General features: G+C 37.8%; 25 protein-coding genes and 2 tRNA genes. 4 read left to right on the plus strand and 23 right to left on the minus strand.

The annotated features are described in order from the left end of the window. Positions 1-55 precede the first annotated feature (55 nt). Together RT761_RS00005 and RT761_RS00010 are read right to left on the minus strand one after the other, a co-directional pair. Positions 56-1,027: a class II fructose-bisphosphate aldolase gene (locus tag RT761_RS00005; RefSeq protein WP_218112050.1), complete on the minus strand. Its 972-nt coding sequence runs from the start codon at positions 1,025-1,027 to the stop codon at positions 56-58. A gap of 283 nt (positions 1,028-1,310) precedes the next feature. After that, positions 1,311-3,041, minus strand: a complete 1,731-nt coding sequence (locus RT761_RS00010) for a sensor domain-containing diguanylate cyclase/phosphohydrolase (RefSeq protein WP_218112051.1) — start codon at positions 3,039-3,041, stop codon at positions 1,311-1,313. 964 nt (positions 3,042-4,005) lie between these two features. Between RT761_RS00010 and RT761_RS00015 the strand changes: the two genes are divergently transcribed. Together RT761_RS00015 and RT761_RS00020 are read left to right on the plus strand one after the other, a co-directional pair. Then, entirely contained in the window at positions 4,006-4,512 is a 507-nt protein-coding gene (locus tag RT761_RS00015) for a hypothetical protein (RefSeq protein WP_218112052.1), read from the plus strand. A 77-nt stretch (positions 4,513-4,589) separates the two neighbouring features. Continuing rightward, the gene (locus RT761_RS00020; RefSeq protein ID WP_218112053.1) at positions 4,590-4,763 is read left to right on the plus strand and encodes a hypothetical protein; all 174 of its coding nucleotides are present in this window, start codon (positions 4,590-4,592) and stop codon (positions 4,761-4,763) included. A gap of 88 nt (positions 4,764-4,851) precedes the next feature. On the opposite strand, the gene RT761_RS00025 is transcribed toward RT761_RS00020, so the two are convergent. The 11 genes from RT761_RS00025 to RT761_RS00075 form a co-directional block, all read right to left on the minus strand. After that, on the minus strand, positions 4,852-5,103 hold the full coding sequence (locus RT761_RS00025; RefSeq protein ID WP_218112054.1) for a hypothetical protein: 252 nt from the start codon (positions 5,101-5,103) through the stop codon (positions 4,852-4,854). A gap of 162 nt (positions 5,104-5,265) precedes the next feature. Beyond that, complete coding sequence (locus RT761_RS00030) at positions 5,266-6,132, minus strand: carbohydrate ABC transporter permease (protein WP_218112055.1); 867 nt, start codon at positions 6,130-6,132, stop codon at positions 5,266-5,268. Further along, the gene (locus tag RT761_RS00035) at positions 6,132-7,004 is read right to left on the minus strand and encodes a carbohydrate ABC transporter permease (protein WP_218112056.1); all 873 of its coding nucleotides are present in this window, start codon (positions 7,002-7,004) and stop codon (positions 6,132-6,134) included. Before RT761_RS00035 ends, RT761_RS00030 begins: the two co-directional genes overlap by 1 nt. Before the next feature lie 84 nt (positions 7,005-7,088). Further along, a complete protein-coding gene (locus tag RT761_RS00040) occupies positions 7,089-8,561 on the minus strand; it encodes an ABC transporter substrate-binding protein (RefSeq protein WP_218112057.1) in 1,473 nt (490 codons plus the stop codon). A 25-nt stretch (positions 8,562-8,586) separates the two neighbouring features. Next, complete coding sequence (locus tag RT761_RS00045) at positions 8,587-9,735, minus strand: mandelate racemase/muconate lactonizing enzyme family protein (RefSeq protein WP_218112058.1); 1,149 nt, start codon at positions 9,733-9,735, stop codon at positions 8,587-8,589. 14 nt (positions 9,736-9,749) lie between these two features. Next, entirely contained in the window at positions 9,750-10,274 is a 525-nt protein-coding gene (locus tag RT761_RS00050) for a FadR/GntR family transcriptional regulator (RefSeq protein ID WP_218112059.1), read from the minus strand. Further along, positions 10,219-10,548, minus strand: a complete 330-nt coding sequence (locus tag RT761_RS00055) for a FadR/GntR family transcriptional regulator (RefSeq protein WP_218112060.1) — start codon at positions 10,546-10,548, stop codon at positions 10,219-10,221. The genes RT761_RS00050 and RT761_RS00055 overlap by 56 nt, the downstream gene beginning before the upstream one ends. Further along, positions 10,548-11,714, minus strand: a complete 1,167-nt coding sequence (locus RT761_RS00060) for a mandelate racemase/muconate lactonizing enzyme family protein (protein WP_218112061.1) — start codon at positions 11,712-11,714, stop codon at positions 10,548-10,550. The genes RT761_RS00055 and RT761_RS00060 overlap by 1 nt, the downstream gene beginning before the upstream one ends. 465 nt (positions 11,715-12,179) lie before the next feature. After that, entirely contained in the window at positions 12,180-13,949 is a 1,770-nt protein-coding gene (locus RT761_RS00065; protein WP_218112062.1) for a sensor domain-containing diguanylate cyclase/phosphohydrolase, read from the minus strand. A gap of 231 nt (positions 13,950-14,180) precedes the next feature. Next, positions 14,181-14,561, minus strand: coding sequence for a GerW family sporulation protein (locus tag RT761_RS00070; protein WP_218112063.1), 381 nt, complete (start codon positions 14,559-14,561; stop codon positions 14,181-14,183). A 12-nt stretch (positions 14,562-14,573) separates the two neighbouring features. After that, complete coding sequence (locus RT761_RS00075) at positions 14,574-15,131, minus strand: DUF2953 domain-containing protein (RefSeq protein WP_218112064.1); 558 nt, start codon at positions 15,129-15,131, stop codon at positions 14,574-14,576. A 443-nt stretch (positions 15,132-15,574) separates the two neighbouring features. On the opposite strand from RT761_RS00075, the gene RT761_RS00080 reads away from it, so the two are divergent. Then, positions 15,575-17,029: an IS4 family transposase gene (locus RT761_RS00080; RefSeq protein ID WP_218112065.1), complete on the plus strand. Its 1,455-nt coding sequence runs from the start codon at positions 15,575-15,577 to the stop codon at positions 17,027-17,029. Positions 17,030-17,330: 301 nt separating this feature from the next. Here RT761_RS00080 and RT761_RS00085 read toward each other — a convergent pair. The 3 genes from RT761_RS00085 to RT761_RS00095 form a co-directional block, all read right to left on the minus strand. After that, positions 17,331-17,416: transfer RNA gene (locus RT761_RS00085), tRNA-Leu, on the minus strand. A gap of 36 nt (positions 17,417-17,452) precedes the next feature. Then, positions 17,453-18,640 carry a sensor histidine kinase gene (locus tag RT761_RS00090; protein ID WP_218112066.1) on the minus strand — a complete coding sequence of 396 codons (1,188 nt, stop codon included), beginning with the start codon at positions 18,638-18,640 and terminating at the stop codon, positions 17,453-17,455. Between the two features lie 67 nt (positions 18,641-18,707). After that, positions 18,708-19,526, minus strand: coding sequence for a phosphate ABC transporter substrate-binding protein (locus RT761_RS00095; protein ID WP_218112067.1), 819 nt, complete (start codon positions 19,524-19,526; stop codon positions 18,708-18,710). 111 nt (positions 19,527-19,637) lie between these two features. Here RT761_RS00095 and RT761_RS00100 point away from each other — a divergent pair, with 111 nt between their 5' ends. After that, positions 19,638-21,047 (plus strand): L-fucose/L-arabinose isomerase family protein, encoded by a 1,410-nt coding sequence (locus RT761_RS00100; RefSeq protein WP_218112068.1) that lies wholly within the window; start codon positions 19,638-19,640, stop codon positions 21,045-21,047. A gap of 457 nt (positions 21,048-21,504) precedes the next feature. Here the strand turns inward: RT761_RS00100 and RT761_RS00105 are convergent, their stop codons facing one another. The 7 genes from RT761_RS00105 to RT761_RS00135 form a co-directional block, all read right to left on the minus strand. Further along, entirely contained in the window at positions 21,505-21,675 is a 171-nt protein-coding gene (locus RT761_RS00105) for a hypothetical protein (protein ID WP_218112069.1), read from the minus strand. 10 nt (positions 21,676-21,685) lie between these two features. Then, entirely contained in the window at positions 21,686-22,519 is an 834-nt protein-coding gene (locus RT761_RS00110) for a carbohydrate ABC transporter permease (protein ID WP_218112070.1), read from the minus strand. Then, positions 22,520-23,389, minus strand: a complete 870-nt coding sequence (locus tag RT761_RS00115; protein ID WP_218112071.1) for a carbohydrate ABC transporter permease — start codon at positions 23,387-23,389, stop codon at positions 22,520-22,522. Positions 23,390-23,404: 15 nt separating this feature from the next. Next, positions 23,405-24,832, minus strand: a complete 1,428-nt coding sequence (locus RT761_RS00120) for an extracellular solute-binding protein (RefSeq protein ID WP_218112072.1) — start codon at positions 24,830-24,832, stop codon at positions 23,405-23,407. A 98-nt stretch (positions 24,833-24,930) separates the two neighbouring features. Then, a complete protein-coding gene (locus tag RT761_RS00125) occupies positions 24,931-25,707 on the minus strand; it encodes an SDR family NAD(P)-dependent oxidoreductase (RefSeq protein ID WP_218112073.1) in 777 nt (258 codons plus the stop codon). A 58-nt stretch (positions 25,708-25,765) separates the two neighbouring features. Further along, positions 25,766-25,842: transfer RNA gene (locus RT761_RS00130), tRNA-Pro, on the minus strand. A gap of 113 nt (positions 25,843-25,955) precedes the next feature. Continuing rightward, positions 25,956-26,681, minus strand: coding sequence for a metallophosphoesterase family protein (locus RT761_RS00135; RefSeq protein WP_218112074.1), 726 nt, complete (start codon positions 26,679-26,681; stop codon positions 25,956-25,958). Positions 26,682-26,707: the final 26 nt, after the last annotated feature.

The following is a 26,707-nucleotide window of genomic DNA, read 5'->3' on the forward strand; positions in this document are numbered from 1 at the left end:
ACTGCTTCCTATTTTAGGTATGCCTTTTTAAAATTTGAAAAAAGATTGATTTAGATTAAGCTTTTCCGTCGCTCCCTAAAAGTTCACACTTGGCAATATACATTTTGGTAAGCTCATCACGGGCTGGACCCAAATATTTGCGTGGATCAAATTCTTTGGGATGTTCACTCATATACTTTCTAATCATGGCTGTCATAACCAAACGACCATCTGAATCGATATTTACTTTACAAACTGCCGACTTAACTGCTTTTTTAATTTGTTCTTCCGGTACTCCAGCGGTATTTTCTAATTGTCCACCGAACTGGTTAATGATATCAACATATTTCGGCAACACCGAAGAAGCTCCATGAAGAACGATGGGAAAACCGGGGAGTCGTCGTTCTACTTCTTCGAGGATGTCAAAACGCAGAGGAGGAACAGATTCACCAGGTTTCACTTTAAATTTATAAGCTCCATGAGACGTTCCAATCGATATCGCCAAACTGTCGACACCGGTTTTGGTAACGAAGTCTTCAACTTCCTCAGGTCGAGTATAATGAGTCACTTCTGATGATACATGTTCCTCAATACCAGCCAGGACTCCCAACTCTCCTTCAACTGTTACATTGTGAGCATGGGCATATTCAACGACTTTTTTGGTTAAGTCAACATTTTCATCATAGGGAAGAGAAGAACCGTCAATCATGACATTGGAAAATCCAAAATCAACACAACTTTTCGCCAGTTCGTAAGAATCACCGTGGTCAAGATTGAGAGCAATGGGAATATTGCTTCCTGCTTCGCGTGCCATCGCCACTGCCCCAGGTACCATATACCTGAGCAAGGTCTGATTGGCATATTGACGGGCTCCTTTTGATATTTGAAGAATTACCGGTGAATTACATTCTACACAGGCATTGATGATCGCTTGCAATTGTTCCATGTTATTAAAATTGTAAGCTGGTACGGCATAACCGCCCTTCATCGCCTTCCCAAACATTTCTCGACTATTCACTAACCCTAATTCTTTAAAACTCACTGCCATATTATTTTCCTCCTGTTTTATGAGATTAGGTTCAGATTAAATGCGGAAGTACGATTAGAATATCAAATGCAGAAATCGTTCTGGTGATTTTATCATCATACTACCGTTTACCCTATTGTATTCTTGGTGCCAAGCACAAAAAGAATACCTATATATAACCTGAATCAAAAAAACGGACGTCAAACCGCTTGAATAATCTGGCACCCTTATATAACTGTCGGGTATTTTACCACGTAGTTGGTTTAAAAAAAAGATATTGATTTTTTATTCTTGCTGTATATCTTCATACCTTTTCGTTGATTATGATTTCAATAAAAATATTCGCTAATGTTGGATCAAACTGGGTTCCGGATGCCCTTTTAATTTCTTCAATAGCTTCCTCATTGCTCATTTTTTGTTTATAAGCACGACCAGATATCATGACGTCATACGCATCTACAATTGAAAGAATCCGGGATGACAAGGGTATGTCCTCTCCCTTTAACCCTCGAGGATATCCGGTCCCATCCCATCTTTCATGATGAGTGAGAATACCTTTGGCAATAAAGGCCAGGTCTGGGGATGATTGGGCAATTCTATATCCGACTTCCGGATGTTGTTTTATCAATCTCCATTCGTCCAAAGAAAGTTCTGACGCTTTAGTTAATATTGATTGAGGTATCACCACTTTCCCAATATCATGAAGCACGGCCAATAAACGAAGCTCACTTTTTAACGATCCTGGTAAATTCATCTTTTCACACATCTGGTCACACAAGGTTTGTAATCTCAGGGCGTGCAATTCAGTTTCTTCGCTTACTTCGATTAAGGTTCTCTCCAGGGTCGATATGACCGCCGACCGATTGCTTTGCTCGCTCATTAATTTCTGTTGATACATATTATCTTCAGCATGTTTGAGAATTAAATGGATGTCTTGTTGAATGAAGGTTTTTGTCTCACACCCTAAAGCAATGCTGGGTGGGATTGGTCCAAATTGAGTTTGACTGATTTTATTACTAATCCTTTCAATAATACCTTCCGCTTCCTGGGTGGTTGTATTCGGAAGAAGAATGACAAATTCATCTCCCCCATAACGGGCAACGGTATCCGCTTGCCTACAGGACTCTTTTAAACTATTGGCAGCAATTTTTAATAGCCTATCACCTTCATCATGGCCAAAAGCATCGTTCACTAATTTAAGCCCATTCATATCTCCCATAATAACGCTAATCGGTAAATACCTTAAATTATCGTATTTTTCCAATTCGTTCTCAAAGTAGGCTCGGTTATAAATCCCGGTAAGTGAATCATGGAAAGTTAAATACCTAATTTTTTCTTCGACTTTTTTTCGCTCGGTTATATCCCGCACAACACAATTTCCATATACTTTCCCATCTCTCTTTATGGAATTACAGTGACATTCAGTAACCACCCGCTGACCCTGCTTTGTTATAAATACCATCTCGAATAATTGTTCACTTTCGGTCTGGTACAGCTTACTCAAAAAATACCGCATCTTTTTGGCATAATCTGGGCTGATTAATTGGTCACAGGTCAGCGTGAGAAACTCTTCTTTTTCATACCCTAGCATCTTCCCCACAATGGTGTTGGTGTTTAAAATCTTGACGTAACCATAGATATCGGTTATCTCAAAAACGAATAAACCATCCACGATGGTATCAAATAGCTGGTGGTACTTTATTCCTTTCCGTTCAAGGGAATCAAGCATTTTTGCCAGGTTTGTTTTTTGACTCCGAACCACGTCAAGCAATCTTCCTAAAGAAATACCGATAAAAAGATAAAGGAAGGTTCCCATGATCATAAAAGAAGAATCAATTTGTCGAGGGCTTTTTGCTATAAAATATCCCAGGGTTATTATCGAATAAGCTGCCGCCACTACTCCTCCCTTTAACCCCCATATCATTGTGAACAAAAAAATCAAGAGGGTTCCCATAATCCCTCTTTCAGGAATGCCAACATAGCTGGATAAAAAGGGGATTAAAACGGCGTAGGATATAACTGCAATAATTACCATTAATCTTTTATTCTTGCGGAATTTTGCAAAAAAAATCTCCATAATAGTGATTTATCGTCAAATAGACTGATTTCTTTAGAAAAATCAAAATATTTCTCAAAATGAAGTTCTAATCCTTCTATTCGAAAATACTCAAAATGGATAAGTAAATTTCCATACCGACCTCTGCCTATTTTAATCATCAAAATTCTTATGAATTTTCCACAAAACTGAAAAACCATTCTATGATGTTCATAGGAGGTAAACTTCATGCCCGAACTCACACACATTCAAAACTATATCGCCCGAATTCAGGCTGATCTTTATTGGATTGAAAGAACCATTGAAAAATTACATCCCCCCAGGATATTAATTCCATAAAGGTCATTCACCGGTTTGCCAATGCAGGCTATTTATCAGCGCAGGCCGTAAGCGATCTCACGAAGGAAATGATTGAGGAGAAATAAAAAAATCCCCCGGTTTTTACACCGGGGGTTGTATAGTATTTATGAAGCCACCCTCGGCAGAGGGAGCCAGTCTCCACCGAGGATGAAGGAGGATTGCAACGAGAGTCAAGCGTTAGAACTTGATCATTTTGAATCGATATAACAGAATCAAAATTATTGCTGGTACAAATATTAACCAGAACGCAAGACTACGGGTTGTCTTCATTTTTCTTTTACCTCCGATTCTATAAGTTCATTGCCCTGGTAAAATCTGGCTTCCAATTCCTTCGCTTTCTCTAACATCGCTTTCTGAACGCCGATTTTCTCTTGATACGCCACTCGTGCAGCGGCTTAAGCTTCAGGCGGTGGTACATCATCCCACCCCGCTTCATCCATTTTTTGAATGATGAGTTCGATCGCTTTCTTCAGCTTCTCCGCTCCAGCCCAAGTAAAAAAATAAAACACAAATAAAAACCAAATATTATAATTACAAGAGTCACAAATATTATCTTCGCCAGGATAAAGTTGAAGAAATCGTCATGGAATCGGTGAAAACCACCCTCTTGAGCAAAGCGTATATCAAATCTTTGCAGAACTTCCTTCAATCCTTCAATGAAAATCATACTGTATCGATCAAGCAATACGACAAGGAACTCCTTCAGGTTGAGAAAAAAATCGGGAATATCCGGATGGCCATCGAGGATGGCATGTATTCAAGGGAACTTAAAGAACGGATGGAAGAATTAGAATTACAAAAGCAATCTATCATCAAGGAAATCGAAAGTATTCAGCGGACCAAGGAAAAGCTCGCGTACGGTGAAGACGAAATACGGGAGCAATTGGCTTCATTGAGAGAAGATTTGGACGATGAAGATTCATCGGTCAGGAAAAACACGGCAAAAATTATCATCAGCAGGATTGAAGCGAATCGCGAAAAAGAGCTTAAAGTCTACATAAACACACTTCAAGCGTACGGTTTAGGTGGTGCCGGGAGCCCGCAGGGTTCAAAACCGTACGTTTTAATGATAAAAGCCCATGCTTCTTGAGTTTTTTGACTCATTTTTTAATTAGAGATGGTTTCACAATAGGGTACGGTTTTTTCCCTGAAAGGAGGGCATCATTCATGGTAAAAAAAATTTTAGAATCTTACCTTCCCCGGATCCAGGCCAACGTGTACTGGATTGAGAAAGCTTTGGAAAAAGGAGCGGAGAGCGAGTATGAGAAAGTTATCATCAATAAGCTGGCAAATATCGGGTATCTGGCAAGTCAGGCGATCAGCGATTTGACGGAAGATTAAAATTGAGAAAAAAAAGATCCTCATACATTATAGGAATAAAAGATTGATATAAAGTTACAACAAAAAGGACCCTGATTGTAAAAACCAGTCATGAGAATTTCTTTTTTAGAGATGAGAGAAAAAATAATATTATTGAATTGGGAAAACTAAAATCTCTCCCCTTTCGTTCGTGATAGGAATGAATACTTTTCACTTTGTGCTGACAGTGGTGACAGACTGGGTCATAGCGTTCATCTGGGTGAATTGTCATAGTGACCATTTGTTTTTCTTGATCAAAGGACTGTTTCATTACCTTGACTCGACAAAAATCAAAGAATGGATTAAGCCGTATCTGGGACATCGCTTTGCCTCCTCTAGACTATTTTTGGTGATGCAAATACTGTATCCAGAAAAGCAAGCGGTGTCCATTTTTATTTGACTTTTTTATTAAGTATTTGGGAGAAGAACCTAAAATAAAAAAACAGCAAAATTTAATAGAACCAAAAAAAGTGAGAAAGATAATCTATCCTTTTACCGCACCCGCCGATAAGCCCTTAATAATATGCTTTTGTGCAATAATAAAGAATATTAAGCCAGGTGTTATTGCTAATATCTGCGTAGCAGAAAGAGCATTCCAAAGAATTCCTTCTTCACCAATAAAAAAGTAAACACCAACAGTAATTGGATGTAAAGATTGGTCATTTAAAATAATGAAAGGAAACATAAATTCAGCCCATGCCCAAAGAAAAGATATAATCGCAATAGCAGAAATCCCTGGGGCTAGAATTGGTACGGCTATTTTATACAATATCTTCATCCTGCTACAACCATCAATAGAAGCAGCGTCAATTAATTCTTTTGGAAATGCTTCAAATAAACTTTTTAACATCCACACACAAAGTGGATATATTATTGCAACGATAAATATAACAACTCCAGGTCGGGTATTTATAAGCCCGATCTTTGAATACATGATAACAAAGGGGAGCCATAAAGCCTGCGGTGGTATTAGTCGTGTTGCAAAAAAAGAAAAAAGGATTTTCCTACTACCTCGAAATGGAAATTGAGTCAATCCATAAATAGTAACGGTTGCCGATAAGGTAACTATAATAGACGCTGATAGAGAATAAATCACGGAATTTAAAATATAGGTTGGAACGGGTGCAGTTAAAAGAGAAAATTCATAACCAGAAAGACTTGGATCTACCGGGAATAATGTTGGAGGCCATGAATAAATTTCTTGTGTTGTTTTAATTGAGGTAATAAAAGACCAATAAAAAGGAAACAATAAAAAAACAAAAATTGCGATAAGTACAATATAAGGCGTGTTTCTATATTCTAGAATCCCATTAATCACTCTTCTTATTCCAAATTTTTCATTACCGTACATTATATGTTCGACCCCTTCCTAAGAAAGTACGACAATACAAAATATGAAGGTATTATTATAGTAATTGTTAGCAAAATACTAATGGCACCTGCTCTTCCAAAATTTAAAAATCGATAAACATAGTCCCAGAGTAGTTGACCTGCATGATAGGTTGCTTTTCCAGGACCACCACCGGTTAGTGATACAAATACATCAGGGGTTCGAAATGTGTACATCCAAATTATCAGTAGAGCAATCACTATATTTTGTTTATTTAGAGACAAAGAAATATACCAAAATCTTTGGATAGCATCTGCACCATCAATCTTTGCTGCTTCATATAATTCATCAGATATACTTTCTAATCCGGCTAACAATAAAACAGTCATAAAAGGTATATAGGACCAAGTAGTGGTCATTATCCCACAAAACATTGCAAGCGCCGGATTTACAAGAAAACCAATATTTTCATTAGTTAATCCAAACAGAATTAGTAAGTAATTTAAAATGCCTGTTTCTTTACTAAAAATCCATCTCCACATAAAGCCTGATACTATCAAAGGTGCAGCCCAAGGAAGAATAGATAAAGTCCTAAAAATTGATTTTGCTCTTCGAATACCACGTAAAGAATGTGCAACCATTAAACTAAACAACAAAGTAAAACCTGCAGATCCAAGACTATATAATGTAGATATTTTCCAACTATTATAAAAATCTTTTGAATTTAATGCCCATTTATAGTTAGCTATGCCGTTATATGTAATCGGGGTAATAAAATCATAACGAAGCAGGCTAATGTATAAGTTATATATTACAGGATATAATATTAGCGCAACGATGATCAACAATCCGGGTAAACTACAATATATTCCAAATTTTTTATTAGATATCACAGAACAATACCTCCTCTGTTAATTCTGTTTTGGCTAAACGGCTCTTGATTTTTAAAAGCCGTTTAGCCATTTTTTATTATTTATTTAACGTGGAAGCTGTTCTGCATAATCTTGAATAGCTTGAATTGCATCATCAATTGTTGTTTGCCCGGTCACAACTTGTGCAAATTGTGATTTTACTTCGGTACCCAATTGTGGGAACCCAGGAAGTAATTGCTCAGTTTTACCATATTTCATCAATGTTGCACGAATATTCAAATAGGGTATTTCTTCGATATGAGCAGGATGAGGATTACCAATCTCTTCAGCTACTGAGTCAGCTAAATTCCAGTTGACTTTACTTGGTAGAGTTGGGTCATCATAAAGCGATAACATATAAGCCTCGTTTCCTTCAACAATTAATTCATTTGTTTGTGCTTCTTTACTTCTCAAGAAATCTAAAAATAACATTGCTGCTGCCTGGTGATTATCTGGAGCATACTTATTAATAACACCAGAATTACCATTTAGCCATCCAACTCTACCTTCTTCTGGATCGCCTGGTGCCCATTTTGGTGGAGCCATAATTGCCCAATCATCAAATACTTCCGGGAATTCGGTCATATACTTCATGGTATATGAAGTCATAATACCAGCACCGAAAGCTGCTTGGCCAATACCAAATACTCTTCCTCTATCAATAAAATTATAGTTAAGGACTTCTTGGCTAGCTATATCTTCAAGTATGAAATTTGCCCAATAAGAAAATGCATTTTTCCATTCCTCGCTGAGCATATTTGGTTCATTACCCAAATACCAGCTTCCACCTTGGCTGTAAAGAGTTCCTTGGAAAGAATCTATCCAATTTTCAAGAATTCCTGAGAAAACCATTCCATAGTATGACTCTCCTAATTCCTGTTTTGCCCACGTCCTACATTTTTTGGCAGCGGTATAAATATCTTGCCAATTATCCGGTACAGCTATACCACTTTTTTCCAACCAAGAAGGCCGATAAAACACAACTCCCATACCCAATGCAGTTTCTTGAGAAGCCCACCAATGACCGTTTCTGAAATGAAGGTCCTTTAATGCAGGAGTAAAAAGATCTTGTACATCTTGGGGATACAAAAAGTCAATAGGAGTTAACCATTCTTCTCGAGCAAACGTACTCAACTCACGAACTGGACTCCCTACCAACAATAACGGAACACTTCCGTCTTGCGCTAAAAGTGTTGCTAAAGATTTTGCGTGTTCAAGCTCTGAAGGAACAGGTACAGCTTTAACTTTTAAACCTGTCAATTCTTCAAACAATTTAATATTCATTGCAGTTGCAATATCACCCGCTAAGCCTCCAGAATTGTAATAAACTAGCTCATCTACTCCTTTAATTGCATTTTCCCAGCCTTCAGGCAGAATGTATTTATCACCTGATATTCTTTCTGCCATAGAGACAGGTCCATTCCAATTAATAGTTTCCCAAGCTTTTTCTCCGAACGCTGCAAAACTAAATAAACTTATGATCAAAGTAACAAAAGCTATTTTTAAAAATATTCCCCTTTTACTTTTTAAATAACTCATTATTTTTACCTCCTTTTTTTAATTATTAATAATTTTCTAATGTATATTTTTTAATTGCTTTTTGATCTAATTCAAAACCTAAACCTGGTTGGCTTGGAGCATGAATAAAACCATCTTTATCAGGAACAATTGGATTTAAAATCATTTTTTGAGTTAACTCTACTTTCCAGGATTCATAATCGTAGGGATATTCAAAGTATGGTGAATATTCATCAGGAACGGTCAAGGCTACTTGTAAGTTACTAAATAGGTTTAAGCCACTGCCCCAAGTGTGAGGCATAAAGAGTTTTCCATGAGCCATCGTTAGTGCGGCAATATTTTTAATTTGAAATAAATCTTCAGATAAACTTGCATCAGGTTGTATAACATCATAGCAATTCTTTTCCAGTAAAATCTTAAATTCATGCAAGCCCATATTACATTCTCCACCAGCAATATACATGTCTATTTCGCCATTCAACTTTGCTAAATTATCAAAATCATACATAGGAAGAGGCTCTTCTAAATAAAACACCTTGAGTTTTTCCAATTCTTGCGCTGTTTCTAATGCTCTTTTATAATCCCAATGAGGATGAGGAAGAGGAGTTGGGAACTTTAAAGCTTGGTTTGCGTCTACAAGGATATCCATCTTGTTTTCAACTACTTTTTTAGCACTTTGAACTAAATCAATATCCTCGCTAATTTTCATACCATGCAGTCGTAGTTTTACTGCTTTGAAACCATCGCTCTGATACCGATTCATCACCTCCTTCGTTTGCTCTGGAGTCCTTGGTTCCGCGGGTGCTGCATAAGCAAGAACTTTATCCCTTTCTGCACCCCATAGTTTATAAAGTGGTTGGTTAGCGGCTTTACCAATAATATCCCACAAAGCTTGCGATAAAGCCCAAGGTGGAGCACCAAATGGTTTCATTAAAGAAAAAGGCCTCAAGTAACTTTCCACAAAAAAAGGGTTTTTACCCATTAAAAACTCTTTATATAAGGCTTTTATTGAAGTTGCAACCTGATTATCACCAACCAGGTTCGAAGTGCCATAACCCGTTATTCCTTCATCAGTATTAATTTCAATAAGAGTAAAACCATATTCTTTAATATTTTTTCCTGGCATCCATGCAAAATGGATTACTTTATCCAATGGTATTTTAATAATATGAATTTTTATATCAGTTATTTGCAAGTAACTAATCCCTCCTAATTCTCTTTTTCTTCCTTTAAATTCATCTCATAGAGCTCATACAATGCTTTCTCTTGTAAGTTAAGATGTTCCTCCATATATTTCTTAGCCATCTTTGAGTCTTTTGCTAAAACTGAATTGTATAAATTTTCATGAAAATAAATTGAATCTCTTAGATATTCGGGAATTTTTCTAGTCATCTTTATTAAGTGTAAAAGTAGATTGAATAAGGAATTAATGAATTTTTCGGCAATCACATTTTTTGAAGCGCGGGCTAAGGCAATGTGGAACATAACGTCAAGTTGACCACAGGCATCGATATCTAAATTCTTAACTGCACATTTTTCTTTCGTAAGAATATCATTTAAAGACTCTAGATCTTCATCAGTACGTCTTACTGCACTTAAACTTACTACTTGGCTCTCAAAAATTTTCCTAATTTCAGTAAGTTGAAATAGTATTTCTGGACTAGATAAATCTTCCATGCTAATATTTTTTATCAAACAAGTCCAAAAATGGACTTGTTTGATAACTTGTAACAAAGGTACCACTTCCATGTATAATCTTAATGTAACCAGTGGCGCTCAGTGTCCCTAGAGCCTGTCGAATTGTTGGAACGCTTACTCCAAAATTCTTTGCTAAAAGTCTTTCTGATGGTAATTTATCCCCTGGTTTAAATTGACCATTAATGATTCGTTCTCTAATTTGATCAGCTATTTCTTCGTAAACTTTTTTCTTGTTTATGACAACATCAGAAAGGTCAAAATCAACTACATTATTTTGTTTTTCTAATTTATTTCCAATTAACCGATCCATCAAGATATCTCTACACAATCAAATTTTTGAACAAATGAATCATTTAGTTCTACTCCTAAACCAGGCTTATTGGGAATCGAAAAGTAGCTATCTTTAGCGCAAGGTTCAAAAGATTCTTTTACGATATTTAATCGGTCATCTTTTCTGTGCCAGTATGGAAACCATTCTTGTATGATGAAATTTGTTGTACACGCATCAAAATTAACAGAGACCGCGGTGGCAACTGGACTTCCACAGTTATGTGGTTGGACATGGAGATTATAGGTTTCAGCATACGATGCAATTTTTTTTGCTTCACTTAGACCACCGGCTAAGTTAATATCCGGTTGGAGAATATCAACAGCTTGTTTTTCTATATATTGTCTAAATCCATATCTGGTGTATAGTCGCTCTCCTGCAGCAATCGGAATGTTAACGTTTTCCGATACCTTTTTCATACAATCAATATTTAAAGCGTCAACCGGTTCTTCATAAAAGAAAGGTTTGAACTCTTCTAATTGCTTACCAATCTGGATTGCGGCTGTAGTTCCTAAATTACCATGTACTTCAATTAAAATATCAACATCATCACCAACTGCATTACGAACTGCTTTTACACGCTCAACTGCAAGTTTAGCTCTTTGTGAATCAATATTCCTTGGTGGATAATCCCATTCTTTACTTTCACTAGTTGCAAATGGATCAAATTTAAGAGCATTGAAACCATCTGCTTTTACTTTTGAAGCTGCTTCTGCATATTCTTCAGGATGCACTAAACCACTATACCAATCATTTGCATAGACTCTGATCTTGTCTCTCACCTTTCCTCCCAACAACTCATAAACGGGAACACCCAACATTTTCCCTTTTATATCCCAAAGAGCTTCGTCTATAGCGCTTATCCCTCCAAAAATTACAGGACCACCACCTTGTCCCCAAAATGTTCTTCTAAAAAGCTTATCCCACATTAGTTCAATTTGGTTTGGATCAAACCCAATAAGATATGCTGAAGAAAAATCCCTTAGAATACCAAAAGCGGCTTTTGAGGCATTACCATAGGCTAAACCAACCTCACCTAAACCATATATTCCTTCATCGGTTTCAATTTTAATAATGATTGGATTCCATTGACTATGAAAATCTTTTCCCAAGTTAATATCATAGATAATCGCTTTTGATATTTTCATATTTTCCTCCAATGAGTTCAATTTGTTATATTGTGTAATTGACTAATTGAGTAACACAGATAATACTACAACGTTAAAAAAATTTTGTCAACAATTAAATTGATTTTTTGTCATTATTCTGTGATATTGACACCCTGAAATTATTCTTTTGAAAATCTCTGTAGGAGATGAACCTATTAATAAAAACCAAAAGAAACCGAGGGTATCCCATTTATCAATAATTCATTCACTAAAAATTGTTCTAATGATATATATTTTCATTACTATTACTAAGTAACTAAAAAAACATAATTGTTACCAATTTTTGATTTGTTTCCTTCAAGATCTAATTATTCTGTAATAATTAAAAAAAATAACCCGGGTCATCAGCCCGGGTTATTTGGGGTAGTTACCTCGGAAGCGATCTTTCAAATCACTCCCTGGCAAAGACTAAATCTTTCTATTGTTCTCTTTGTGAAACAACAGCTACGTTTCATTACTCACGATCTCAATAAAGACCTTGGCAAGTTCCGGATCAAACTGGGTTCCAGCTCCCTTTTTGATTTCTTCCATGGCTTCTTCTTTACTCATTTTTGGCTTGTAAGCCCGTCCCGAAATCATGACGTCATAAGCATCAGCGATGGAAAGAATCCGAGCAGATAACGGGATATCTTCTCCTTTTAAACCCCGGGGATAGCCGGTCCCATCCCATCTTTCATGGTGGGAGAGAATCCCTTCAGAAATTATGGCCAGATCAGGAGATGACTGGGCGATTCGATATCCTATTTCTGTGTGTTGTTTTATTAACTTCCACTCATCCAGGGTGAGTTCTTCGGCTTTGGTTAAAATGGTTTGAGGGATAGCAACTTTCCCGATATCATGGAGAACCGCCAGTAATCGCAGTTCGTTTCGCAGTGAGCTCGAGAGATCTAACTTCACACACATCTGGTCACACAAGGTTTGTAATCTCAGGGCGTGCAATTCAGTTTCTTCGCTTACTTCGATTAAGGTTCTCTCCAGGGTCGATATGACCGCCGACCGATTGCTTTGCTCGCTCATTAATTTCTGTTGATACATATTATCTTCAGCATGTTTGAGAATTAAATGGATGTCTTGTTGAATGAAGGTTTTTGTCTCACACCCTAAAGCAATGCTGGGTGGGATTGGTCCAAATTGAGTTTGACTGATTTTATTACTAATCCTTTCAATAATACCTTCCGCTTCCTGGGTGGTTGTATTCGGAAGAAGAATGACAAATTCATCTCCCCCATAACGGGCAACGGTATCCGCTTGCCTACAGGACTCTTTTAAACTATTGGCAGCAATTTTTAATAGCCTATCACCTTCATCATGGCCAAAAGCATCGTTCACTAATTTAAGCCCATTCATATCTCCCATAATAACGCTAATCGGTAAATACCTTAAATTATCGTATTTTTCCAATTCGTTCTCAAAGTAGGCTCGGTTATAAATCCCGGTAAGTGAATCATGGAAAGTTAAATACCTAATTTTTTCTTCGACTTTTTTTCGCTCGGTTATATCCCGCACAACACAATTTCCATATACTTTCCCATTTTTTCTAATCGAATTGCAGTGACATTCAGTGGCAATTTTTTGACCCTGTTTGGTGATAAATACAGTTTCGAACAGAAGCTCTTGATCGGCATGAAAAAGCTTGCCAAAAATATATTTCATTTTTTTCGAATAATTCTTATCAATTAAATCAAAACAAGTAAGTCTCAGTATCTCCTCTTTTTCATACCCTAACAACCTGCAAGCGACTGTGTTGACATCAATGATATGTACCTGCCCGTAGATATCGTTAATGTCAAAAACAAACAAACCATCAACGATAGTATCAAATAGGTTATGATAATTGGTTTCCTTCTGTTCAAGAGATTTAAGCAGGTTGGAAACATCGGCTTTTTGTCCACGAACAACATCTAATAATCTTCCTAAGGCTATACCAATAAAAAGATAGAGGACGGTTCCCAAAACCAGGAAGGAATTATCAATTTGATGAGGACTGTTGGCTATATAATATCCTAGATTGATAATTGAATAAACAGCACCAATAATCCCTCCCTTTAATCCCCACATCATAGTGAATAAAAAAATTAAAAATGTACCTAGAATTCCCCTTTCCGGAATACCAGTAGAATAAGGAATAAAGAGAATAAGGACAGCGAATGTTATTATTGCAGTAATCATTAATATACGTTTATGCTTGTTCCATGCTGCTTTTAGTGAATCCATAATGGTTTATTATCGGCAACCAAGCCATTTTCTTTAGGAAAACAGCTATAAATAATAAAAAAATGAGAATTTAAATGGGCATGAAAATGACCTTCGGTATTTATAAAATAGTTCTCAATTGAGAGAGAAATATACGAGTTACATAAATTAATATAGGGAGAAATTAGAAATTTTTAAAAGAAACGAGTTTTGAATGATAAAATACGTCATTTATCCTTAAATTTTTTTCTATTATTTCTCGGTTTTTTTCTTCCAATCCCCTATCTTAGGCAATTTTTCCATAATCTCTGGGAACTTTTCAATCAGCTGATCTATTACCCCTGGCTTACTTAAGGAAAATAGTTGAATCTGGCCTTCTTTAATGACTATCACCGCCGAGGGTTTTGCTTTCGCTCCGATACCGATTCCCTCGCTTGAATTCTGTGGTTTTTTCTCATCAACCCCACTCCGTGATCCCGTCCCCATTCCAAAAGTTATTTCAATAATGGGAATCAAGGTCATATCACCTACTTGAATTTCTTTCCCAATAATTGTTCTTGAAGTTAAAAAATCCTGTAATTTCCCAAATAATGTTTCCAATCCTTTATTCATCGTTTCACTCATTTTACTCATACCTCCTAATTCCTACTTTTTTCTTATTTTTTTTATCGTTTGCCGAACACCTCGAGAAAAATAAAATTGAAGAAAATAATATATTAAAACAGCTAAAATTATTCTTCCTTTAAAGATTACCTTTCCTTGAATTATTTCTTTATCAAATACTGGTTGTATTTTTACACTATCGTTATCGGGTATGTATGGTAATACCATAGCAAAAAAGCCTGTCAGTATTCCGGTATCAGCTGGATCTTGAAAACCATAGAGGAGACAACATTGATATTTTATCGGTAAAATATGTTTAAATGATCTTCGTATTAATATGACTGATTGTTCTAAGAAAGATTGGTTGAATAAACTAAAATACTTCGTATAATCCTTCTCTTTTTTTTCTTGTTTTTCTAGATCCTTGGCTTTACTTCTTTTTCTCTTTTCAAAATGGGTGATAGGAACACGCAACCCAAAAATAATGATACTATTATCTATCTTCTGATTTTCTTCTTTATTGATGACTATAGAAAAAATTTTCCAAAGCCAACTCATGCTAAAAGAAAAAAAATAGCGTTCTTTTTTTATTCCATTCAATGAAAAATATCCGGGGGTGAAAAGTATCATTAAAAAAAATGCCAGTATAAATATTAAAAAATATTTCAATATGAGTAGAAATATACCCATAATTGTTAACCTCTTTTTGTTCTTTTTCTCAGCACAACGAGTTAAGTTAAATAGTTTTAAATAATCATCCCTTTCACGAAAATACAGGGATTATTCCTTTTCAAGTGAAAAATCATCTTACTCAACTACCGCTCCCATGACAATACATTCCTTAATCACAGGATACAGTTCAAGAATTTTTTCTTATGTTACATTCTTTAGAGAAGATTTTGGCGGGAAAAAAGTGTTTCCTAAACTATTTCGTCTATATATTTATTATACGCCATTTTTTTTGAAAAAATGTTTTTCTTTAATTAACTCAACTTTCGCACTAAAATAAATGCTGAAAAACCTTGATTTTAAAGGGTTTTTTAATGAAAACACCCCTCCTTTCTGGTAGAATTGACTTAAGGAAAAAAACCAATCACCACAAAGAGAGAGGTGTCTTCATGACTATCCTACCAGAAAATTTGAAAAATGAAAGGACCTTGTTACCCATGTTTTCCTCCTTTATGAAGGAGTTTAAAGTGAACCAACTGTTTCGAAAATGCCATATGAACAAAAAGAAAGGGTTCCCAGTCAAAGACGTCTTTCAGATGATCTTTCTCCTAGTCTTTACTCAGAAAAACGTTGCTGGTCTTCTCCAATCTCGACATCCCCTTTTCCAAGGAAAGAAAGACACTCTTTACCGTTTCCTCCACAAGACCAGTGGGAGCTGGCGAAAATTGCTCTTTCTTTTGAGTACCAAAGTAGTCTCTGAAGCGCTCCTTCCTTTTACCAGTTTGAAACGCTACACCTGGGTGGTGGATGATTCCCCCTATGAACGGCCTCGGAGCTTGAAAGTTGAAGGGCTCTCTCGATTCTATGATCACGCCCAAGGACGGTTCAGTCGGGGTTTCAGAATGCTCACTTTAGGACTCACCGATGGTGCTACATTCATTCCCTTTGCTTTTTCATTGTTAAGTTCTCACCGCAAAGAAAACCAGCTCTGTCCCATGGATGCCTCCGTTGATGGGCGGAGCAAAAGAGCTCACCTTCGGAAAGAATCCCAAGAAAAAACTCCAGAAGTCTTCTTCAACCTACTGGATGGAGCCTTAAAACACTGTCCTTTGGTCTCAACTATTCTTTTTGATAGTTGGTTCAGTTTTCCAGCCCTCATCCGCAAATGTGCTCTTCGCGGATTATCAGTGGTGTGCATGCTCAAAAACACCCCAAAAATTTACTATTCTTTTGGTGGAAAAGTTCTTTCTCTTTCCTCTCTTTTCACCAGAATTCAGAAAAGACCACACGGCAATATCATTGGATCGGGTGTCGTGAATCTCAATCTCACTGGGAAACCACTTTTAGCTCGGATTGTCTTTGTCCGAAGTGAAAAACAAAAATCTCAATGGTTGGCACTGCTTTCAACTGATCTGTCTCTTTCTGAAGACGAGATCGTCACCCTCTATGGGAAACGCTGGGATATCGAGGTTTTCTTCAAGATGGTGAAATCGGTCTTGAAACTCACTCGGGAATTTCAGGTTCGATCCTATGATGCTCTGGTATCCCATACCAGTATCGTCTTTATCCGCTATATCATGCTCGCGGTTATTGCCCGGAGAAACACCGATCCCCGAACCTTTGGCGAGCTTTTCTATGCCTGCTATGATGAAATTCAGGATATCACTCTTATGGAAGCACTCACTCTTCTTCTTGAGCTCCTGAAGACGACCATCAAACAGATTCTTGTCCTTTCAGAAGAAAAAGTCAAAGAGCTACTCATCTATTTTGTAAATAGTCTTCCAGCATGGTTGAGAGAAAAAGTGCTATTATTGAACTGCGAAAGTTGAGTTAATTAAATCAAACGAGAAGAATAATTTAAATCTTCTCGACACTGCGCTGAGAGAGAACAGTTGAATGAGTAGCGAGAAAGGTATGTTAAAATGGAGCAATCCTATCTATAAAAACAGACAAAATGGTAAGCATCGAGAATACTAAGAAAGAAGAAAAAACTCTTATAAACGGTTCTGAAAACGGCTTCGGCACTTAAACCAAGAAGAAAATGATACAACTCATTATCCAAGAAGTGTGACTTAAAGAAGACAAATCGCTCTATATCAAACTTTTTAGCGGTAACTTATGTAAAACGACTGGTGCCGGGAGCGGGATTTGAACCCGCACGGGTTTACCCATACGCCCCTCAAACGTACGTGTCTGCCAAGTTCCACCATCCCGGCATGCGTGAGAAATTATAGCAAGGAATAAGACCTCAGTCAACGGAAAGGGATAAAAATTCGTATAGTTGTTCCACTGTCACTTTCCGACTGAACGGCTATCCGTCCTCCTCCCCGACGGACAGATTCCTTAACCAAATAGAGACCCATTCCTTGGCTCTTCCCACCGTTATAAGAAGAATATCCCAGAGGTTTAAAAATCAAATCTTTCATTTCTTCAGGAATTCCAGGGCCATTATCGGCAACTTCAAAAACCATTGAATTGTGTTGAATACGAAGAAAAATCGACAGAAAACCATCAGGCCGGTTAAAACGAATGGCATTAGAAATTAAATTGGAAGCTACGATATATAAATCTCCTTGGGAAAAACCCAACTCCCGTTCTCTATGCTCCTCAACTTCTTCGAAATTCGTTTGAACCCTAACTTGCCGGTCTTCAATTTCAGTTTGCCAAGACCGAAGGACTTGTTGAATCATATCCATGAAGTCTTGAATTTTAATTGGATTATTGGTTTCATTGGGCCGAGCTAAATGTCGAAGTTGAGCAGTTGTTTTTTCTAAACGCTCAACTTGAAAATCAATTTTTTGACAAATCTTCATTAATTCAGGTTCTTGAATTTCTTCCAACAATAACTGAGCATATCCTTTCAAGACCGTTAAGGGCGTTTTCATCTCGTGCCAAATGGCATGAGTTAGATATTTTTTTTCTTTCTCCTCCACTTCCTGGGCTTCAAGGTCGGTTAGAATAAAAAAACAATGAGCATCTCCAGCAATTCTCCGAATATTAATTTGCATGGTTCCTATCTCAACAGTTTGAGAATCTTCAGTCATTTTTGTTAAGAGCGAACCGAAAACCGGAAATTCATGGATTGATACTTCTCTTCCCTCATAGTTCTTTAGTCCGGTAAAACGAGCAAATGTGAAGTTATATTGAAAGACATCACGGTGATAATCCCAATAGGCTATAGCCAGAGATAAATGATCAAAAACCTGAAGATTGGTTTTTATCAATTGAATTAACTGATTTTGAAGTCGCTGACGTTCCTGAATTAAGTCTAAAATTAGATCTTGGTAATTTTGGTAGTTTCTTCTTAAACCCGATTTTTTTTTCAAAACAAGTAATGCTTCTCTTCTTTTTTTAACCAGTTCATATATAAAAAAACCAATGATAAAAGAGACAAAAGAAATAGCAATAATAATGGAAAGAAAATTTAAACTGGCAATCACGACGAAACAGCACGCTCCCTGTTATTTTTTATTCATCTGCTTTTCGAGCCGATAATGAATTGAATCATTATTTTATAGGAATAAAACCTTCTTCTGCAACAATCCTTTGCCCTTTATCACTGAAAATATAATTAATAAATTCTTGAGATACCCCTGCGGGAACCCTTGCTGTGTAGAGGAAAAGACCTCTGCTTAAAGGATAACTTCCGCTAATAACATTATCCCGGGTAGGTTCAACATTATCCAAAGTTAAGGCTTTTACCTGGGGAGTAAGATAACCAAAACCAACATAACCAATAGCATTCAAATTCCTGGAGACTTCATCAAGGATAGGACGATTCGAAGTTAATCTTAAAACTTGAGGTGCCATTTCCTCGTTGTCTAAAATATGATCGTTAAAGATTTCAAAAGTTCCGGAATTGGTATCTCGGGAGATGGCAACTAAAGGTCGATCATATCCTCCCAAATCCTCCCAATTATGAACAAACCCGGTATAAATTTTTTTAAGCGTATTGCTATCAAGCCGGTCAATTGGGTTGTTTTTTGCATGAACGATGATAGCAATAGCATCATAAGCAATGGTATATTCTTGAACATCCAACCCCTTATCCTGGGCTTTTTGCAATTCATTTTCCTTTATTTTACGAGAAGACATGGCAATATCAGCAATTTGATCTATAAGTGCTGCAATTCCCACTCCCGATCCTCCACCACTGATAGTAACTTCGTATTCCGGGTAATCATTCATAAATTCCTCAGCCATAATTTGTATAATGGGAAGCACGGTTGTCGAACCTTGAATATTCATTTTTTCTTTTGCCGAAGAAAAGCCTACTATAAGGAAAAAAAGTAAGATGATAATCGAAAAAAGCCTCAATTTAAACATAAAAAAACCAACCTCCCTTCATGATTATATAGAAAAATGTGATAGTATTAATGATAATAATAAAAAAATAAATCACAATCATTATTATAATGTAAAAAGGGGGTTTGTAGTATGAAGCAAACATTAGGGCTAGTCGTTGGAAGCCGAGGTTTTTTCCCTGAATGGTTAGTCAAAGAAGGCCGAGAAGTTGTCCTATCTCAGCTTAAAAAATTGGGTTATGATGTAGTTGTTCTTTCGCCCGAAGATACCAAACATGGTGCGGTTCAAACCTGGGAAGATGCTCAGAAATGCGCTGCTCTCTTTGATGAAAACCGGAAAAAAATATCGGGGATTGTTGTTACACTTCCAAATTTCGGTGAAGAAAAGGCCATTGCCGATGCTATTCGTCATTCCGGGTTGAATGTACCGATATTGATTCACGCCTTTCCCGACAAAACCTCAGCTCTTGATGTCGAAAGCCGTCGAGATAGTTTTTGTGGTAAGTTATCAATCTGCAATAATTTAAGACAGTACAATATTCCTTTTACTCTCACCAGTGAGCATACTGAGGCTCCAGATTCGGTAATTTTTAAGGAAGATATTGCGGCTTTTGCTGGAGTATCGAGAATTGTTAGTGGGTTCAAAAATTTAAAAGCAGGTGCCATAGGTGCTCGGCCAAACGCTTTTAATACTGTTCGTTTTTCAGAAAAAATACTTGAGAATTCTGGTATTTCGGTTGAAGTTATCGATCTTTCAGAAGTTATCGCTCGCGCAGAGAAATTAAAAGATTCCGATAAAAAAGTTGTTAACAAAGTTAAAGACATCCATAACTACATCAATACTTCAGGAATCCCCGATGCTCCACTGGTTAAAATGGCAAAGCTTTGGTTGGTCATAAACGAATGGATTAAAGAAACCGGTATAAAACTTTTTGCTTTTCAATGTTGGTCCTCTATCCAAGAAAATTTTGGAATCATGCCTTGTGCGGTGATGAGTATGTTTAGCGAAAATATGATACCGGCTGCTTGTGAAGTGGATTTAATCGGAGGGTTGGCAATGTATGCTCTCCAGCTTGCTTCCCAAAAACCATCAGCCTTGGTTGACTGGAATAATAATGTTGATGATGACCCCGACAAAGCCATTCTATTCCACTGCAGTAATTATCCAAAATCCTGCTTAGAAGATTTTCGCATGGGATTCGGTGATATAATCTCCACTTCTGCAGTATCAAAAGAACAAGCCTATGGAACCTGTTATGGCACCATTCCGACTGGACCAGTTACCATTGCTCGTCTTGCTACTGATGATATCACCGGTTCCATCACTGGTTACCTTGCCGAAGGAAACATTACCGCTGACAAGTTCCCCACCTTTGGAGGAATTGGTGTTGTCGAAATCGAAGATCTGCAAGACCTCTTGGCGTTTCTCTGTGAAAACGGCTTTGAGCATCATGCCGCCATCAACCTGGCTCATTCTGCTAACATTCTGTATGAAGCTTTTGATAAGTATCTGGGCTTTGATACTTATTGGCACAACGCTTAATTTCATTTCTCAGAATAGATTTTATTGCCAAACCAAAAAAGGGAAGTCATTTGACCTCCCTTTTTTGGTATTCATCTTCTATTTCTTAATTCTAAAAATTCATCTATAATCTTGATATATCAAGCTCCTTCCAAAGATTTTTAAAATAGACGTCATCCTGAGCGGTGTTTTCCCGCTTGAGGATCTCATCTTTTTTTTCTTTAATCCTTTAATTCTTTTCTTTTTCCCCATCGCACCCTCTGCATTTCTTGCATCCTTTTAATGTAGCGGCATGCCATGGCATGCCGAACCTTGGACATTCACCCTCATCCTCACCTTCTCCCATCAAGGCAGAAGGAATTATCTATTTCTTTACTCATTTTTTCCTTCGCCCCTTTGTGGGAGAGGGTCAGGGTGAGGGGGCAACTATATTTATGGTTATCTGAAACCACAACGTGGCACGAGGATCAATTCTAATCTATCCAAAAATTATCACCCAGGCCGTAAATACCAATGTTCCTACTGTCGCAATTGATAAAGGAGCATAGGCTTCAATAAAACGAACCCAGAACAAATGAACAGCAAACATGATAACGATACTTAAAAATATTCGATCCCATAAGTTGGTTTTAAAAGGGAATATTCTCATATTTTTCCACCTAATCCTTAACCGCACCGAAAGTAAGACCAGCAACTATATGCCTTTGAGCAATTCCAATGAAAATGACCGCAGGAATCAAACAAACCATAGAAACCGCTGCCATTTCTCCCCAGTTGGTCCCAATAACGGTAACAAAAGAAGCCAAACCAGTTGTAATCGTTCGAGCATTCACACTGGTAAGAATTGATGCAAATAGATATTCATTCCAAGCAAATATCCAGGTCAGGATTGCAGTTGTCATGATTCCTGGGCGAGCCAGGGGGAGTATCACTTTAGTTAAAACCCCCCAGAAGGTACAGCCATCAATATAGGCTGCTTCATCCATTTCTTTGGGGATTGCATCCATCATCCCCTTTAAAAGCCAGATGGCAAAAGGAAGATTAAAAATACAATAAAGAAGAATAATACCAATTTGGGTATCTCTTAAACCTAAACGGGTGAATATTAAAAAATAGGGCACAATAAAAACTGCCGGTGGAGCCATTCGGTTGGTGATCGTCCAGAAAAAAATATTGCTCGATCCTGGAACTCGAAATCGAGAAAAAGCATAAGTGGAAAGGACTGCAAAAGTTACCACTAAAAGCGTATTTCCACTGGCAATAATGAGGGAATTAAGTAGATATTTCCCAAAAACATCATGTAAAAAAGGCCTAATATAATTAACCGCATAAAAGCTGGTTTGAAAAAGCTTAGGGCCAGCGAATATTTCCACTTTGGTGCGAGCTGATACCACAAAAAGCCAATAAATCGGGAAAAGCGTTGCAATGGCTATCAAAATAGAAATCAAATATATGAAAAAAAGTCGGGTGGTTTTCTTGGTTGAAGCTTTCATTTAGCCACTCTCCTGTGAAACATTAATAAAGGTTATAAGGAGCCAACAAACCACAATGGTTAAATAAAGCAAAAAAAGCGACATTGCTGAGCTGTAGCCGTAATTCATTGACTGGAGAACCTCACGAACCACATGGATGCTGACATAGCGGGTTGCAGTCCCTGGTCCGCCGCTGGTAAGCATCCACACTTCATCGAAAACCCGGAAAGTATCCATAATCCTGATAAAGAGAGTAGTAAAAAGAACCGGGCGCAATAGGGGCAAGGTAATATAACGGAGAGTTTGCGATTTAGTAGCCCCATCAACCAATGCTGCCTCAAAAGGTTGCTTGGGAAGTGACGATAAACCTGCCATAAAGGTAAGAGTAACAAAAGGAGTCCAATGCCAGATATCCATCAATATCGTAGCTATAAAAGCTTGATTGGCATTGTTGCCGATATTAAAATCAATGCCAATATTTCGTAAATAAACGGCTAAGGGACCAAAATCGGGATTGGTCATGAGGACCCATATCGCTCCAATGCTTATGGGAGCCATAGCCAAAGGAAGAGTCATGATAGTTCGAAATATTCCCTTCCCTTTATATTCATAAGTGAGAAGATTGGCAAAAGCCAAACCAAGAGGAAGCTCAATGGCTACACAAATAATAACGTAGGTAAGCCCCAGTCGTAAGGACTTTAAAAAATCCGGATCAAATACCAGTTTCCGAAAATTATTAAAACCGGTATAGACCATTCCTACCTTCGAAAACACATTATATTTATAAACACTTAAATACAAAATATAAATTATTGGAACGACTCCGAGAAAAATCAATAAAATAAGGGTGGGGGTCAAAAGACCCCACACCTGTTTCTGTTTTTCTCTCACTGGATCCTCCGGCTATTAGTAACCCAGTTCTTCCATGAGCTCGTCGGTTTCTTTGGCTAAATTGTCGAGCGCTTCTTCGGGAGAAACTTCACCGGCTACTGCCTTGGATACCCACTTGAGATAAAGGTCATTTAACGGTCTATGCATTGGCAGCGCAGGAGCACCCCTGAAGAGTGGGCCTTGTTCTTTGAGGAAGGTGAAATAATTACCCATCTGTGGATCTAATTCTTTGACAATAGGATCTTCAAAAGTGGAATTTCTCACTACTCTGGTTCCCAGTTTGGCAAATTCACCCTGCCACTCTTTACGAGCAACCCACTGAGCGAACAACCAAGCAGCTTCTTTGTTCTTTGAACTATGAGGGATACCCAATGCTCCACCATCATAGTATCCAATATAACCTGCACCTGATTTGGCATCGGCTAAAGCCTTTTCGGTGACTGGGGGCAATGCAACGCTAATTTTTCCAGCCACTTCCGACTGGGCCGGATCTGACCACCAACCGAGATTTTCAAGGTAGATAATCCCCTGGGCTACTTTACCGGCGCCAAAGGTTGCAGCAGTTTCATCCCAGGTATAGGTTTTAACTCCAGGAGGTGCATATTGCAGCATATCTACATACCATTTAAAGGCAGCCTTGGCTTCATCGCTATCAACTAAACCTCCATTGGCCTTGGTTGCACGCATATTTTCAAGATTTATACCCCAATTGTATATTCCCATTGCCGGCCAAAGAGTTTCAACAACTTCATAGGCAACACAAGGATGGGTCTTCGCTTGGGCAATATGACCAAAGAGTTCAATCCCTTTTTCTTTCCCATACTCGGTAAAGAATATCGCGATGTTGGTATAGTCATCCCAATTGGTCGGAACGGCTAAATCTTTGTTGTATTTTGCTTTATAGGCAGCTTGAATTTCAGGGTCTCCAAAGAGATCAGTTCGGTAAACGTAAGACTTTAAAAACGCTTCGAAAGGAATACCATATATATTCCCCTCGTCATCCTTAAAGTTATCGATGAAACTGGTAAAATCAGCTAAATCAAAATCCGGATCGGTAATAGCTGGATTATTAATAAAAGGAGTAAGGTTGGTTAACCAGTTTTGAGGAAGATATGAATAAACGATATCCTGTTCGACATAGACAAAATCATAAATACCCGATCCAGTCTGCATGTCCTGAATGGCTTTGTTGTACATTTCATCCCAGGAAGTTACTTCAAATACCACTTTAATCCCGGTCAGTTCTTCAAACTGAGGTGCGGCAACTTCCATCGCTGCCTTAGATGGCGGAGTGCTTTCTGAAACTCCCTTAATGGTTACTCCCTTATAGGGTTCGCCTGCCTTCTTCCACCAATCGGGATTAGTAACCATGGTTTCGGCAAAAGCTGTGGTGAAAAGAGTTAACACTAACAAGCTAACAAATAATACTAATGCTTTTTTCAATTAATTTCCCTCCTTTAAAAATATTTCTTGATAACGTTTGCACAACTTTACAAAAACAAACTTCTTTTCATTTTTTGGAAAAAATCACCTCCCTTAATTTACCAGATAGTATATCCTCCGTCCATCACCACTACACTTCCGGTGACAAACGACGCAGCGTTTGAAGCCAGGAACACACAGGGTCCCTTCATTTCTTCTGGCTTTCCAAAACGACCAAAAGGAACCAGCTTGGTCCAGGCTTCTGCATATTCAGGGTACTGAAGGAGAAGATCAGCAACCAGTTGAGTCTTCATGTAACCAGGAGCGATGCTATTCACTCTTACTCCATAAGGAGCCCATTCTGCTGCCAAAGATTTGGTTAGCATGATCACTCCACCCTTAGAAGTATTGTAGTGGGATTGGCATTGAGGAGTATTCACAATAAGGCCAGACATGGATGAGATGGTAATAATGCTCCCCTTCTTTTTCTCGATCATTCTTCTGCCAACTGATTGACAGCAAAAAAATGTTCCATTTAAATTAATATCCATTACCCGCTTCCAATCGGATTCGGGCATTTCTGCTGCCGGAACCCATTGACCCACACCGGCTGAAGTAACCAGGATGTCGATTTTCTGAAAATTTTTGATGACCTCATCCACCATATTTTCAACTAATGATTTTTGAGTCACATCGACATGAACAGCCATGGTTTCAATGCCATATTTCTCAAGGGATTGAGCAACTTTTTTGGCATTATCCAAATTTAAATCAGCTATAATCACATGGGCGCCGGCTTCAGCTAAACCAATCGCCATTTGTTCACCCAAACCTTGAGCGCCTCCGGTAACAACAGCTACTTCATCTTTTAGGCTAAAAAGTGATTGTGCAGTCACAAATAAATCCTCCTTGTGTGGATGTGTTCTGTTTTTGGTTGCTTTAAAAATGAAGATTTGGTCGGGGAGAGCGGATTTGAACCGCCGACCACTCGCACCCCAAGCGAGTGCGCTCCCATGCTGCGCTACTCCCCGATACTCCATCCCCTCATTCGGCTATGTTATATCAAACCATTTACTCTGTCAACAGAACAAATTGAATCATTTTAAGCTCTGAAAAGTGCCTAATTTTTCTCCTACAAATGATATTAGAGGCTCTCGGTTGAGAGAAGGTCATAAAGAAATTTTTGAGGAAGTCCAGAGTTTGGATAAATTTTTTTGAGGGAGTCCAAATCATATTCGCACCTCATAAAATCAATCTTGGGAGTCTGGTTCTCCTCAATATTGAGAAGAACCCATCCGGCTCTCCAGTCTCCATCTTTAGGGCGCCCTACGCTTCCATCATTGATAAACCAAATATCCTGGACCTTGCGAGAAAAAGGGCGATGGGTATGTCCACAAACTAAAAGATCCGCCGATTCTTTTGACATCACATGGAGCAGGTTCTTATCGGATCGATCGGGAAAAAGATATTCATTGATTCGGCGTGGACTGCCATGAACAAAAAGCAATTGAAAGGATCCATAGGTTAATTGATAGCGGGGGAGAAGATTTCTTAAATATATTTTGTTCTCCGAGGTGGTCATTTTTTTTGTCCATTCAATAGAAATAGCTCCCAATGTTCTTTCTTCATCGGTTTTATACGCACACCCACAATCATCCAGGTCATTTCCAACTCCCTGGTCATAGTTTCCCATAATAACTGGGATATTGAGTGAGCTTATGATTGAGATAACCTCGTTTGGGAAAGGTGCGTATCCTACTAAATCACCTAAACATACCATTTCATCCGGTTGGTGATTTTCAATATCTTGCAATACGGCTTTCAGCGCCGGAAGATTCGAATGGATATCAGAGAAAACCGCAATTTTCATAATATCCTCCCTTGTCATTAAAAAAA

It is taken from the genome of Atribacter laminatus (assembly GCF_015775515.1).
In the GTDB taxonomy this organism is placed as follows: Bacteria; Atribacterota; Atribacteria; order Atribacterales; family Atribacteraceae; genus Atribacter; species Atribacter laminatus.